This window comes from Gemmobacter sp. 24YEA27 (genome assembly GCF_030052995.1).
Lineage (GTDB): Bacteria > Pseudomonadota > Alphaproteobacteria > Rhodobacterales > Rhodobacteraceae > Pseudogemmobacter.
This window is the reverse complement of record NZ_JASJPW010000002.1, coordinates 179,752-193,529: the sequence shown is the minus strand read 5'-3', so window position 1 is coordinate 193,529 and position 13,778 is coordinate 179,752. Positions and strand designations below refer to the sequence as shown.

At 63.4% G+C, this 13,778-nt stretch carries 12 protein-coding genes; 7 read left to right on the top strand and 5 right to left on the bottom strand.

Annotated elements, in window-relative coordinates:
* The first annotated feature begins 92 nt into the window (after window positions 1–92).
* From iolD to iolB, 7 genes are read left to right on the top strand one after another with little or no spacing between them, the layout of a single operon-like run.
* Window positions 93–1,964: a 3D-(3,5/4)-trihydroxycyclohexane-1,2-dione acylhydrolase (decyclizing) gene (gene iolD / locus QNO18_RS18470; RefSeq protein ID WP_283179019.1), complete on the top strand. Its 1,872-nt coding sequence runs from the start codon at window positions 93–95 to the stop codon at window positions 1,962–1,964.
* A gap of 4 nt (window positions 1,965–1,968) precedes the next feature.
* A complete protein-coding gene (gene iolE / locus QNO18_RS18465; protein ID WP_283179018.1) occupies window positions 1,969–2,877 on the top strand; it encodes a myo-inosose-2 dehydratase in 909 nt (302 codons plus the stop codon).
* Window positions 2,874–3,686 carry an SDR family oxidoreductase gene (locus QNO18_RS18460; protein WP_283179017.1) on the top strand — a complete coding sequence of 271 codons (813 nt, stop codon included), beginning with the start codon at window positions 2,874–2,876 and terminating at the stop codon, window positions 3,684–3,686. The genes iolE and QNO18_RS18460 overlap by 4 nt, the downstream gene beginning before the upstream one ends.
* A gap of 3 nt (window positions 3,687–3,689) precedes the next feature.
* Window positions 3,690–4,751: a sugar phosphate isomerase/epimerase gene (locus QNO18_RS18455; RefSeq protein WP_283179016.1), complete on the top strand. Its 1,062-nt coding sequence runs from the start codon at window positions 3,690–3,692 to the stop codon at window positions 4,749–4,751.
* Between the two features lie 20 nt (window positions 4,752–4,771).
* The gene (locus QNO18_RS18450; RefSeq protein ID WP_283179274.1) at window positions 4,772–5,905 is read left to right on the top strand and encodes a Gfo/Idh/MocA family oxidoreductase; all 1,134 of its coding nucleotides are present in this window, start codon (window positions 4,772–4,774) and stop codon (window positions 5,903–5,905) included.
* A 36-nt stretch (window positions 5,906–5,941) separates the two neighbouring features.
* Window positions 5,942–7,870: a 5-dehydro-2-deoxygluconokinase gene (gene iolC / locus QNO18_RS18445; RefSeq protein WP_283179015.1), complete on the top strand. Its 1,929-nt coding sequence runs from the start codon at window positions 5,942–5,944 to the stop codon at window positions 7,868–7,870.
* Between the two features lie 35 nt (window positions 7,871–7,905).
* Complete coding sequence (gene iolB / locus QNO18_RS18440) at window positions 7,906–8,703, top strand: 5-deoxy-glucuronate isomerase (protein WP_283179014.1); 798 nt, start codon at window positions 7,906–7,908, stop codon at window positions 8,701–8,703.
* Between the two features lie 60 nt (window positions 8,704–8,763).
* On the opposite strand, the gene QNO18_RS18435 is transcribed toward iolB, so the two are convergent.
* The 5 genes from QNO18_RS18435 to QNO18_RS18415 form a co-directional block, all read right to left on the bottom strand.
* A complete protein-coding gene (locus QNO18_RS18435; RefSeq protein ID WP_283179013.1) occupies window positions 8,764–9,732 on the bottom strand; it encodes a substrate-binding domain-containing protein in 969 nt (322 codons plus the stop codon).
* A gap of 23 nt (window positions 9,733–9,755) precedes the next feature.
* Complete coding sequence (locus tag QNO18_RS18430) at window positions 9,756–10,748, bottom strand: ABC transporter permease (RefSeq protein WP_283179012.1); 993 nt, start codon at window positions 10,746–10,748, stop codon at window positions 9,756–9,758.
* Entirely contained in the window at window positions 10,745–12,289 is a 1,545-nt protein-coding gene (locus QNO18_RS18425; protein ID WP_283179011.1) for a sugar ABC transporter ATP-binding protein, read from the bottom strand. The genes QNO18_RS18430 and QNO18_RS18425 overlap by 4 nt, the downstream gene beginning before the upstream one ends.
* Before the next feature lie 294 nt (window positions 12,290–12,583).
* On the bottom strand, window positions 12,584–13,396 hold the full coding sequence (locus QNO18_RS18420) for a 3-methyl-2-oxobutanoate hydroxymethyltransferase (protein WP_283179010.1): 813 nt from the start codon (window positions 13,394–13,396) through the stop codon (window positions 12,584–12,586).
* A gap of 30 nt (window positions 13,397–13,426) precedes the next feature.
* Window positions 13,427–13,738, bottom strand: coding sequence for a MocE family 2Fe-2S type ferredoxin (locus QNO18_RS18415; protein ID WP_198835075.1), 312 nt, complete (start codon window positions 13,736–13,738; stop codon window positions 13,427–13,429).
* Between the last annotated feature and the right edge of the window lie 40 nt (window positions 13,739–13,778).

Here is a 13,778-nt window from a genome sequence, read left to right as displayed (position 1 = left end):
AACTTTGTTGCAATAATCATTGCTATGACGTTGCATTGTCAATATGCATTCCGTAAGCATTGAGAAAAGATACATCCGCAGGAGGAGGCGAGATGACCGGATCTACTGTGCGCCTGACTATGGCGCAGGCCCTTGTTCGTTACCTTTGCAACCAGTTCACCGAGATTGACGGGCAGCGCGTTCCGCTTTTCGCAGGTGTTTTCGGCATCTTCGGCCATGGCAATGTGACCTGCCTGTCCGAAGCGCTTGAGACGGTTCAGGACCAGCTTCCGACCTGGCGCGGCCAGAATGAACAGTCGATGGCGCTGGCGGCGATTGGATTCGCGAAAGCCAAGCAGCGCCGTCAGATCATGGTCGCGGCGACTTCGATTGGCCCTGGCGCGGCGAATATGATCACGGCGGCGGGTGTGGCGATGGCGAACCGGCTGCCGGTCCTGCTGATCGCGGGCGATACATTCGCGAACCGTATTCCCGACCCGGTGCTGCAACAGGTTGAGCATTACAACAATCCCTCGATCACGGTGAATGACGCCTTCAAGCCGGTGGTGCGCTATTGGGATCGCATTGTTTTGCCAGAACAAATCATCCAGTCGCTGCCCCAGGCGGTCGCCGTGATGCTCGACCCCGCCGATTGCGGCCCGGCTTTCATTGGTCTCGCTCAGGATACGCAGGAGATCGCCTACGACTATCCGGAAGTCTTCTTCGAGCCGAAGGTCTGGAAGATCCCGCGTCCGCGTCCCGACCGCGATTCGGTGGCGCAAGCTGCCGAGGTGCTTCAGCGCGCGAAACTGCCGCTGATCATCTCGGGCGGTGGCGTGCGCTATAGCCGTGCCGAACAGGCTCTGGCTGATTTCGCCGCCAGACGCGGTATCCCGGTTGTGGAAACCGTGGCCGGCAAGGGTGCCTTCACCCATGACCATCCGGTGCATATCGGCCCAGTGGGCATCCTCGGCTCGACCTCGGCGAATGAGCTGGCGCGCGAGGCGGATGTGATCCTGGCCATCGGCACCAGGCTGCAGGATTTCACCACCGGCTCCTGGACGGCATTCTCGCCTTCGGCGCAGTTCATCTCGCTGAACGCCGCACGGTTTGATGCGATCAAGCACCGGGCGCTGTCGGTTGTGGGCGATGCGAAGGAAGGCATTCTGGAGCTCGACGCAGCGCTTGGAGCCTGGAAGGCTGACGCGGGGCTCTTGCCGCGCGGCAAGAAGCTGTTCGCGGAATGGAACAAGCTGCTCGACAGCCTGCAGGCGCCGACCGATGCGGCCGTGCCGTCCTACCAGCAGGTCGTCAATGTGGTGAACCAGGCGGCGCGTCCGGGCGATACGCTCGTTACTGCCGCAGGTGGTCTGCCGGGCGAGGTCGTCAAGGGCTGGCGCGTCAAAGACCCGCATACATTTGACTGCGAATTCGGGTTCTCCTGCATGGGATACGAGATCCCGGCGGGCTGGGGCGCGGCCATGGCGCAGGAAGGCCCGGGCGGCACCGGCGGCACGCCCATCGTGATGCTGGGTGACGGCACCTATATGATGGGGAATTCCGATATTTATTCGGCGGCGCTGACCGGCCATAAGATGATCGTGATCGTTTGCGACAATGGCGGCTATGCGGTCATCAACCGGCTGCAACAGGCCAAGGGTGTGCCGGGCTTCAACAACCTGTTGAAAGACTGCCGCATCCGCGATCGCAACAATCCGCTGCATGTCGATTTCGTGGCCCATGCCAAAGCGATGGGCGCGGCGGCGAAACATGTCGAAAGCCTGGCCGATCTGCCCGCAGCCCTCGAATGGGCCTACGGCCAGGACGGCGTGACGGTGCTGTCCATCGTCACCGATGCCTGGACCTGGACGCCCGGCGATGCCGACTGGGATGTCGGCGTGCCAGAGGTTTCCACCTTTGAATCGGTCCGCACCGCGCGGGCCAATCAGGAAAAAATCCGCAAACAACAGCGTATCGGGGTCTGAGACCATGACAATTAAGGCTGGGAAAGCGAAACTTGGAATTGCCCCGATCGCCTGGTGGAATGACGATCTCGCCGAGCTCTCGGATGATGTAAGCCTCGAGGAATGTCTGCGTCAGGCCTCGGTTGCAGGATTTACCGGAATGGAGACCGGCCGCCGCTTCCCGATGGATATGGCAGAGCTTGGCCCCATCCTGGACCGCTTCGGCATCTCGGTCTGTGGCGGCTGGTTCTCGGGCCTGCTGGTCGATGGCGATATCGAGGTCGAAAAGGACCGCATCGCGGAACAGATGGCGTTTTTCATCGCCGCCAAAGCGCCCTGCATCGTCTATGGCGAGACCGCGCGTTCGATCCAGGGCGTGCGCTCGGCGCCGCTCGCGACAAAGCCTAAACTGACCGAGCCAGAGATGGCCGCCTACGGGCGTAAGATGAGCGATTTTGCGGATTGGTGCGCCAAACAGGGGATGCCGATCTCGTATCATCACCATATGGCGGCGGTGGTCGAGACAGAGGCGGAGATCGACCTCTTCCTCAAACACTCCTCGGTGCCGCTCTTGTTTGATGCGGGCCACCTGGCCTTTGCGGGCGGCGATCTGATGCGGGTGATCGACAACCATCATGCGCGCTTTACCCATGTCCATACCAAGGACATAAGGCAATCGGTGATCGACGGGCTGGACCGCAGATCGGAGAGCTTCCTTGATGCGGTGATCAAGGGGGCTTTCACCGTGCCGGGCGATGGCTCGCTGGACTTTGAAGCCATCGTCAGGGCGCTGGCCCAGAAAGGCTATGAGGGCTGGTTCGTGGTCGAGGCCGAGCAGGATCCGAAGGTTTCCCCGCCGCTGGAAATGGCGGTGAAGGGCCATAAAGAGCTGATGCGCGTAATGGCCGCCGCCGGCTATGAGGTGGCGAAATGAACCGGATCGACGGGAAGGTTGCAATTGTCACCGGCGGCACCCAGGGCCTTGGGGCCGCGATTGCCCGGCTCTTTTCCGAGGCGGGCGCAGCCGGGATCGTGATCGTCGGGCGCGGCGAGGACAAGGGTCGCGCTGTTGCGAAATCGATCTTCGATGCGACCGGCGTACCGGTCGAGCTGGTGCTCGCCGACCTCGGCAGTATCGACGATGTGGCGAAGATCGTCCCGGCGGCTGACAAGCGTTTTGGCCGGGTCGATATCCTCGTCAATGCGGCGGGCCTGACGGATCGCGGCAATATGCTCAACACCTCGCCCGAGCTCTTTGACCGCATGATCGCGGTCAATACCCGCGCGCCGTTCTTCCTGATCCAGGATGCGGCCAAGGTGATGATCCGTGAAGGGATCGAGGGCCGGGTGGTCAATATCGGTTCGATGTCGGGTCTGGCGGGGCAGCCGTTCCTCGCGCCTTACTCGACCTCGAAAGGCGCGTTGTCGACACTGACGCGCCATGCGGGTTTCGCGCTGATGCGCCATAAGATCCATATCAACCAGCTCGATATCGGCTGGATGAATTCGGATCATGAACGGGCGCTTGTGCTCTCGGAAACCGGCGACCCGGATTTCATCGACCGCGCGGCGGCGGCAAAGCCCTTTGGCCGCATTCTCGACCCGAAAGAAGTGGCGCGCGCGGTTTTGTGGATGGCCTCTGACGATGGCGGCATGATGACCGGCGCGGTGATCCCCTTCGACCAGTCGGTCTATGGCGGCTATGACGACGCGCCCGTGCCTGCGGTCGCGCTGGAGGGCTGAGCGATGCGCACGATCAAAGGGCCGGGGGTCTTCCTCGCGCAGTTTGCCGCGGATGACGCGCCCTATAACACGTTGCCGGGTCTGGCTGCCTGGGCGGCGGAAAAGGGGTTCAAAGGTGTGCAGATCCCGACCTGGGAGACGCGGCTGATAGATATGGAGAAAGCCGCGACCTCAGACGCTTACTGCGATGAGATCAAAGGCCTTCTGGCCGATCACGGGCTGGAAATCACCGAATTTGCCTCGCATATCACCGGGCAGCTGGTCGCGGCGCATCCCGCACATGACGGGGTGCTGGATGCTTTCGCGCCCGAACATGTGCGCGGCAATCCGGCGCGCCGCCGCGCCTGGGCCGAAGAACAGTTGCGCTTCGCGGCCCGCGCCTCGCAGCGGTTCGGGATCGACCGGCATGTGACCTTCTCGGGCGCGCTTTTGTGGCCCTATCTCTACCCCTATCCGCAATGGCCCGAGGGGCTGGTCGAGGAAGGGTTTGACGAGCTCGCCCGCCGCTGGACGCCGATCCTCAATGATTTCGACGCGCATGGCGTGGATGTCTGCTATGAAATCCATCCGATGGAAGACCTGCATGACGGGCATTCCTGGGAGTATTTCCTGGGTAAAGTGAACAACCATCCCCGGGCCAATCTGATGTATGACCCGAGCCATCTGGTTCTGCAGGGCATGGATTATCTGAGTTTCATCGACCACTACCATGACCGCATCCGCACCTTCCATGTGAAGGATGCCGAGTTTCGCCCGGATGGCAAATCCGGCGCTTACGGCGGCTATATGCCCTGGGCAAAACGCGCCGGCCGCTTCCGCAGCCCCGGCGATGGTCAGGTCGATTTTGGTGCCATCTTCACGAAGCTGTCCACTTACGGCTTTGACGGCTGGGCAGTTCTGGAATGGGAATGTTTCATCAAAAACCCCGAAGACGGCGCGCGTGAGGGCGCTCAGTTCATCAAAGACCACATCATCCGCGTCTCGGACCGGGCCTTTGACGATTTCGTGAAATCCGGCGCAGACCGGGCAGCCAACCGGGCGATGCTCGGGCTGGGGGAAGCATGACGCGGCAATTGCGGCTTGGAATGATCGGTGGCGGCGAGGGGGCCTATATCGGCAATATCCACCGCCTGGCGGCGCGGCTCGATGGCGCATGGGTGCTTGTGGCGGGGGCCTTTGATGCAGATCCCGCAAAGGGCAGGGCTTTCGCGCAAAGCCAGGGCATCGCTGAAGATCGCAGCTATGGGACATATCAGGAGCTGATCGCGGGGGAACTCGCCCGCGAGGACCGCGTCGATGCGGTGGCGATCTGTACACCCAATTTCACCCATTATCCGATGGCGAAGGCGTTGATCGAGGCGGGCATTGCGGTGATCTGTGAAAAGCCGCTGACCGCCACGCTGGAAGAGGCCCTGGCGCTGGAGGAACTCGCCCGGGCGCGGGGTGTTTTCGTCGGCGTCACCTATACATATTCCGGTTACCCAATGGTGCATGAGGCCCGCGCGCGGGTCGCGGCCGGAGAGATCGGCGCTGTCCGGACCGTGCAGGTCGAATATCCGCTGGAATGGATGGCAACCGCCATCGAGGCCCAGGGCAATGCCCAGGCCGCCTGGCGGACCGACCCGAAAAAGAACGGGCGCGGCGGCTCCATCGGCGATATCGGAACCCATGCCTATCACCTTGCGGGCTTTGTCACCGGGCTGCGACTGGAATCGCTGACCGCCGATCTGGCGACATTTGTGAACGGTCGTTCGCTTGATGACAATGCGCATGTCATGCTGCGCTATGAGGGCGGCGCGCGTGGGCTTTTGTGGTCGAGCCAGGTCGCCATCGGCAATTCCAACGGTGTGCGGATCCGGGTCTTTGGTGGCAAGGGATCGCTTGCCTGGTATCAGGAACAGCCCAATGAGCTGGTCCTGACCCCGCTTGAGGGCCGCGTGCAGACCATCAAGCGCGGCGCGGGTGATCTGTCACCGGCGGCAAAGGCGCGGACCCGCACGCCTCCGGGTCATCCCGAAGGCTATCTCGAGGCCTTCGCCAATCTTTATCTTGGCTTTGCCGAAGCGATCCACGCCCGGGCAGAGGGCCGCGTGCCTGCACCCATCGGCCAGGACCTTCCGCTGATCCGGGACGGGGTAAAGGGTGTCGCCTTTGTCGAGGCAGTTGTCGACAGCCATGAGGCGGTTGATCAGCCCTGGATCACGCCTGTTGCCGTTTGAGACCAGGAGTTCACCCCGGGGGAGGGGGTTTGTGAGATGACGAAAAAGCTGGATCTCGTGACCATTGGCCGGTCCTCCATTGACCTCTATGGGGCGCAGGTGGGTGGCCGGCTGGAAGATATGGGCGCGTTTCAGAAATATGTCGGCGGCTCCCCGACCAATATGGCGGTGGGGACGGCGCGGCTGGGGCTGAAATCGGCACTGATCACCCGGGTGGGCGATGAACATATGGGCCGGTTCCTGCGCGAGGAACTGGCGCGTGAAGGCGTCGATACGCGCGGCGTGGTGACCGACCCGGAACGACTGACGGCGCTGGTTCTGCTGGGGATCCGCGACGAACATCAGTTCCCGCTGATCTTTTACCGCGAGAATTGCGCCGATATGGGGCTGTGCGAGGATGACATCGACGAGGCGCTGATTGCGGACAGCCGCGCAGTGGTCGCGACGGGAACTCATCTTTCGCATCCGCGCACCAAGGCGGCAGTACTGAAGGCGCTGGCGCTGGCCCGCCAGCATGGCGCGCGGACAGCGCTGGATATCGATTACCGCCCGAACCTCTGGGGCGTCGCGGGCCATGGGGATGGCGAAAGCCGCTTCGTCGAAAGCGCCGAGGTGACGGCGAAACTGCAAACCACGCTGCATCTCTTCGACCTGATCGTCGGGACCGAGGAAGAATTCCATATCGCGGGCGGTTCGACCGATACGATCGCGGCGCTTCGGGCCGTGCGCGCGCTCAGCACCGCCACGCTGGTGTGCAAACGCGGCGCGGCGGGGGCGGTGGCCTTTACCGGCGCAGTGCCCGACAGCCTTGATGCGGGCGAGGCCGGGCCGGGGTTCCCGATCGAGGTGTTCAACGTGCTGGGCGCGGGGGACGGGTTCATGTCGGGCCTGCTGAAGGGCTGGCTGGATGATGAAAAATGGCCGCGCGCCCTGGAATATGCCAATGCCTGCGGGGCTTTCGCGGTGTCGCGCCATGGTTGTGCGCCGGCCTATCCCTCGCTGGCCGAACTGGAATTCTTCCTGGATCGCGGTGTGACCCGCCCGGATCTGAGAAACGACGCAGCGCTGGAACAGATCCACTGGTCGACCAACCGCCGGGCGCTGCGGGGCGAAAGCCGGGGCAATCCGTGGCGGGATATCCGCGTCTTTGCTTTTGATCACCGGATGCAGCTGGAGCAGATGCAAGGCGCAACGCCGGCCAAAATCGGAGCCTTCAAAGAGCTGTGCCTTGCGGCCGCGCAGGGCGTCCAGGCGGGCCGGCCGGGCTATGGCATTCTGTGCGACAACCGCGTTGGCAAGACTGCACTGCATGCCACCGCGGGAAGCGGGCTCTGGGTCGGGCGTCCGGTGGAATGGCCGGGCTCGCGCCCCTTAAGCCTTGAGCCCGAGATCGGGCCGGATTACGGCGGGCTGGCCGAATGGCCGCTGGATCATGTGGTCAAGGTGCTGTGTTTCTGCCACCCCGATGACGATGCCACAACCTGGGCGCAGCAGGAAGACGTGGTCAAACGTCTGTTTGCCGCAGCACGCCGGAACCGGCTGGAATTCCTGCTCGAAGTGATCCCGTCCAAGGTGGCACCGGTCGATGACCTGACCACGGCCAGGATCATCCGTCGCTTTTACGATCTGGGCATTTATCCCGACTGGTGGAAGCTTGAGCCGATGAAGACGGCTGAGGCCTGGGCCAATGCCGTCGCCGCCATCGAGGATAACGACCCGAACACGCGCGGCATCGTGATCCTTGGCCTTGACGCGCCCGAGGCCGAGCTGGCCGCAAGCTTCCGCGTTGCGGCGGCGCAGCCGCTGGTTCGGGGGTTTGCGGTCGGACGGTCGATCTTTGGCGATGTGGCGCGGGCCTGGATGGAGGGAAAGATGGATGACACCGGGGCGGTCGCGGATATGACGGCGCGCTACAGCCGGCTGTGTGAGATCTGGGATCAGGCAAGGCGCGCCAGCGCCGGCTGATGCCCGCGCCCGTGCCAGTGACAGGGAACGTATTCATGAGCCAATTGCAACTGAAACCCTTCGGCACCACGGGCAAGGTGCACCAGGTCACCCCCGCCTCGGCCGGCTGGCGCTATGTCGGCTTTTCGCTCTATCGGCTGCGGCCCGGCGAGACGGCGGCGGAAGCGACCGGCAGTGATGAGGTGATCCTGGTCATGATCGAGGGCAAGGCCGCTTTCACCGCCGCCGGTCAGGACTGGGGCCTGCTTGGCGAGCGGATGAATGTCTTTGAAAAGACGCCACCGCACAGCCTTTATGTGCCGCCGGGGCAGGACTGGCGCGCGGTGGCCGAGACCGCCTGCACCATCGCGGTCTGCGCCGCGCCCGGCAAGGGCAATTACCCGGCGCGACGGCTTGGCCCTGATGGCATCACCCTGACCGAGCGCGGATCGGGCTGCAATCTGCGGCTGGTGAACAATATCGCGATGGAGATGCATGACGTCTGTGACAGCCTGCTGGTGACCGAAGTTTATACCCCCGCCGGCAACTGGTCATCCTATCCCAGCCATCGCCATGACGAGGATGATTTCCCCCGCATCACCTATCTCGAAGAGACCTATTACCATCGCCTGAACCCGGGCGATGGCTTTGCCTTTCAGCGCGTCTATACCGATGACGGGCAGTTTGATGAGGTCATGGCGGTGAAAGATGGCGATGTGGTGCTTGTTCCGCGCGGCCATCACCCCTGCGGTGCGCCCTATGGGTTTGAACTTTACTACCTCAACGTCATGGCCGGCCCGCGCCGCAACTGGCGCTTTGTGGCGGATCCGGCGGTTGAATTTCTGATGAAGTGAGCCATGAAAACGAAAGAGGGCGCGGGAAACATCCCGCGCCCTCTCGCGTTTCGGACAGGTTCAGTAGGGGCTGTCGGGGAAGTAATATTCCGCCGCGTTTTCAGCCGTGATCAGCGGGCTGTCGAGCGTGTAGATGCCATGCACCGGCGATTGCACCGCATAGCGCGCGGCGGTGACGGTGATCGCGGGGATGATCAGAGTCGGCGGGTAGAAGATGTCAGCGTCGATCAGCGTATCCCCATCCATGATCAGCTTGATCACCCGGTTCATCCCCGATCCGCCCAGCAGCTTCATCCCCTCCGCGCGGCCCGCCTGTTCGATGGCCGCTTTGGCACCGAGCGCCGCGTCATCGTCACCGGCCCAGACCCCGTCGATCTGGGGGAAGCGGGTCAGGAAGTCCTGCATCACCTCGAACCCCTTATCGGGGTTCCAGTTGGCATATTGCATGTCGAGAACTTCGATCCCCGACCCTTCAAGCGCGGCATTGAAGGCCTCGATGCGGATATTGTCGATGGCGGTCGGGATGCCGCGCATGACGACGATCTTGCCGCCATCCGGCAGCTTGCCCTTGAAGTAATCGGCGGCGATCTTGCCATATTGCGGGTTGTTGCCGCCGACATAGAGATCTTCAACGCCTGGCTCGGACAGGCCACGGTCAACGGCGGTGATAAAGATGCCACGGGCCTTGGCGGCCTTGACCGGCTCGGTCAGCGGATCGCTTTCCATCGGCAGGATCACCAGCGCAGTGATGCCCTGGGCGATCAGGTCTTCGACATTGTTCACCTGGGCCTGGACGTCGCCGGCGGTGGTCACCACGAAATCAAGCTGCGGGAAGGCGGCCTGCAAGGATTTGACGGTGCGCTCGGTGTGATAGTTCAGACCGCCGGTCCAGCCATGGGTGGCGGCCGGGATCGCGATGCCGATTTTCGCGACTTTCTCTTGTGCGCGGGCGGGCAGGGCGGCCAGCGGCAGCGCCATGCCTGCGGCCGATGCCACCAGCATATTGCGGCGGGACAGTTGGGCTTTCATTGGGGTTCTCCTCCGGTTGAAAATCAGGTGCCGCTGCGCCGGCGTTGCAGCAGGACGGCGATGACGATGATGGTGCCCTGGAAGGCGCCATTGAGATGCGGGCTGAAATACGAGGTGAGGTTGAGGATATTCGCGACGAGGCCAAGGATCAGCACACCAACCACCGTGCCCCAGACCCGCCCGTAGCCGCCCGCCAGCGCCGTGCCGCCGATGATCACGGCGGCAATCGCCTCCAGTTCCCACAACATGCCGGTCGAGGGCGTGACGGCACCCAGGCGCGGCACATAGATCAGCGTGGCGAGGCCCACGCAGGCGCCCTGCAGCACATAGGTCGCAAGCCGCACCCCATTCACCGGGATCGCGGAATAGCGCGAGACATCCGGGTTCGAGCCGATGGCCGTGACATGGCGGCCAAAGCGCATCCGGGTCATGACGAATTCACCGAGCGCCGCCAGCACCGCGAAAATGATCACCGGCAACGGGATCCCCAGCAGCGCGCCATAGTAAAGCCCGCGCCCGGCATCGCGCAGCGCGAAATCGAGCGAGATCGAGCCGCCATCCGACATCCAGGTCACCAGCGAGCGCATGATCCCCATCGTGCCCAGCGTGACGATGAAGGCCTCGATCCGGGCAAACACCACCAGCGAGCCGTTCAAAAGCCCGGCCAGCATCCCGATCACCAAAGCCAGCGTCATGCCACTGATCAGCGCGGCCATCGGCGACATATGGGCGAGAAACCAGTTCATCCCCATGATACCCAGCCCCGCCACCAGCGCGGCCATCGCCCCGACCGACAGGTCAAGCCCGCGTGCGGTAATCACAAAGGTCGCACCGATCGCGATGATCCCGATGATCGAGGACCTTGTCAGCACATTGAGGACATTCTCGGCGGTCAGGAAGGTCTCGCTGGACACGGCGCCGAGGATCACCAGCAGGATCAGCGCGATCAGCGGCCCGAGCTGGCCAATCCTCTGGCGCAGCGGCGTGGCGGCGGGGGCGAGGGTTGCGTCGCTCATGCGGGGATTTCCTTCTCTGAATCGGTGGAAAGGCCAAGGCCGAGGCGCAGGATATCGGCCTCGCTCACCTGGCCACCCTCGGGCTGGTGCAGCGTGCCGGCGATGCGCCCGCGATCCATGACGAGGATGCGATGGGCCAGGCCGATCAGCTCGGGCAGTTCCGACGAGATCACGACAACGGCGCGGCCTTCGGCGGCGAGCCCGGCGATCAGGCGGTAGATCTGGGCCTTGGCGCCGATATCGACGCCGCGTGTCGGCTCGTCGAGGATGACGATATCCGGTTGGCTCGCGAGCGTCTTCGCCAGCAGCAGTTTCTGCTGATTGCCGCCCGAGAGCCGCCCCGCCGGGATCAGTGGATTGGCCGAGCGGATGTCGAATGTCTCGCGCGCCTTCGCATAGCGCGCGCGCTCGCCCGCCTGGTCAAGCAGCGGCCCGCCCGACAGGGCCCCCAGCGTCAGATCGGCATTGACGATCTGGCTCGCCTCCAGCAGCAGGCCCCGGCTTTTGCGGTCTTCGGTCAGATAGGCGATGCCCTTTGCCCAGGCCTCACGGCTTTTCGGCAGCGCCCGCGTCTCACCGCGCAGGGTAAAGCGGCGCGCGCGGGCGGGGCGCAGGCCGACAAGGCCCTCGAACATCTCGGTGCGGCCCGATCCGACCAGGCCTGCCACGCCAAGGATCTCGCCCGGATGGAGCGCAAAGCCCGCATCCCGCACCGGGGCGCCGATCTCGCGCGGCACGTCAAGCCCCTCGACTTCCAGGACAGGGGCGGCGACAGGCGCCGGGCTGCGGGGCAGGAAGAGGTCGGAGATTTCGCGCCCGACCATGGCGGTGGCGATGTCATGTTCGGAAACGTCCGAGGTGGGGCGGTCCATGGTGATGGTGCCATCGCGCAAAACCGTGACCCGGTCGGCAATCTCGCGGACCTCGTCCAGCCGGTGTGAGGTGAAGATCACCGCGCCACCTGCCGCGCGGAAGGCGCGGATCCGGTCAAAAAGCGCGGCGGTTTCCTCGCGGCCCAGAACCGCGGTGGGTTCATCCATCAGCAACAGCGAGGGGCCCGCGCCAAAGGCCTTGGCAAGCTCAACCACCTGCCAGCTTGCCACCGGCAGATCGCGCATCGCGGCCTCGGGGTGGATATTCGCGCGCAAAAGCTTCAGCGCGGCGGCGGCCTGGTCACGCATCTTGCGGCGATTGACCACGCCGAACCGGCCCGGCTCGCGCCCGAGATGGATGTTTTCGGCGACATTCATATCAGGGATCAGCGCGAATTCCTGATGGACAAGCGTGATCCCCATCTTTTCAGCGCGGTGCAGATCGGCGGGCACAGGCGCGCCGCGCCACTGGACCGTGCCCGACCCCGGCGCCTGATAGCCGCCGATGATCCGCATCAATGTCGATTTTCCGGCGCCATTCTCACCTGCAAGCGCCACAACCTCGCCCGGCCGCAGCGTGAGGTCGATGCCCGCAAGCACCCGGTTCGGCCCGTAGAAATGTGTAACATTGCGGATCTCAAGCCCGCCGCCCGTAGCAGATTTCTGCATGTCCTCCCCTTTCTGCCCGGCCGTGCGAGCGCGCCGCAAACCCTCTGCCGCTGATCAGTGCGCAGCTTTCACCGGCGCAAGAGGCGGAACCTTTCGCGCTGAAATCAGGTCTATGGTGCGATCCCCCTCGGGTATCAGACCGGCTGCGACTTCCCCGGAACGCAGCGTTCTCTGACAGCACCGGCATAGCAAGATCTCAAAGAAATGCAATACAGATTGCCAATGATAGATACTGGCAATCCTGTGTTGCGATGCAGGCGCGGGCAGGTCAGGGAAGGGCGGCGCCGCAGGGCGTCACAGGCCGACCATCTTGCGGAAGGCGGCAAGTTCGGCCTCGTTATCGGTAACATTGTGAAGTGGGGCAGGATAGGCGCCCTTGTTCACATCGGCGACAAATTCGCGGAAGGCCGAGATGCGTTCCTCTTGCAACCGGGCGAATTCGGCGGCGAAATTGCGGTAGCTTTTGGCGTGGCGCGGCTTATGGCCCGTGGTATAGCCCAGCACGTCTTCGGCAAAGAGATACTGCGCATCGGCATAGGGACCGGCGCCCATCCCGAGGATGAGCAGCGGGGAGTTTTCGGTGATGATCTTCGCCACTCCGACCGGAACGACCTCAAGCTCGGCACCGAAACAGCCGATCTCTTCCAGCCGTTTGATGTGATCCCAGACCGCGCAGGCGCTGGCAGCGCTCTTCCCGACCGCGCGGAAGCCCCCGGTCCAGGTCGCTTGCGACGGGATCAGGCCGACATGGCCGACGACTGGCACGCGGTTGTCACAAAGCGCTTTCTGGATCTGCAAAGATGCCGCGCAATAAAAGCAATCGCCGCCGAGTTTGGTGAACTGAAAGGCGGCGCGCAGGTAATCCTCGGCGGTCACCAGGTCGCCGGCGGGGCCATAGGGCAGGCCGATCTGCACAAAGCAGTCACCCGCCGCCTCGCGCATCGCGGGCGTGAAATACTGCCCCTCGATCGACAGGAGGTCGACCCCCGCTGCCGCCGCCGCTGCCGCCTCACCCGGCGTGGTGACGTATAGCATCGAGAGCTTCTGCCCCTGCGCCTTCATCGCACGGATATCGGCAACGGTCGGTCTTGTGCTTTTCTGAACCATGATGTCCCCCGGGGATTTCTGTGCGTGATCTCAGTCGATCAGGATTTCGACCTGGCCGTTTTCAACCCGGGTCTGCCAGGTGTTGAGGTTCTTGCAGGCCGGCAGCCGCACCGCCTCGCCGCTTCGATAGTCGAACTGGCCGTTATGTTTGGGGCATTCGACAACGTAATCCATCACCAGCCCATCGGCGAGATGGATCGCCTCATGGGTGCAAAAGCCGTCGGTGCAGAAATAATCGTCATCGGGGCTGCGATAGATCGCATAGCTGCGACCGGCGTGATCCCAGCGGATCAGGTCTTCGGTGTCGATGTCATCGGCCGAACAGGCGGCAATCCAGGGCATGTCTTCTCCTCCAAAGATATCTGGCAATCGGGCGGGATGG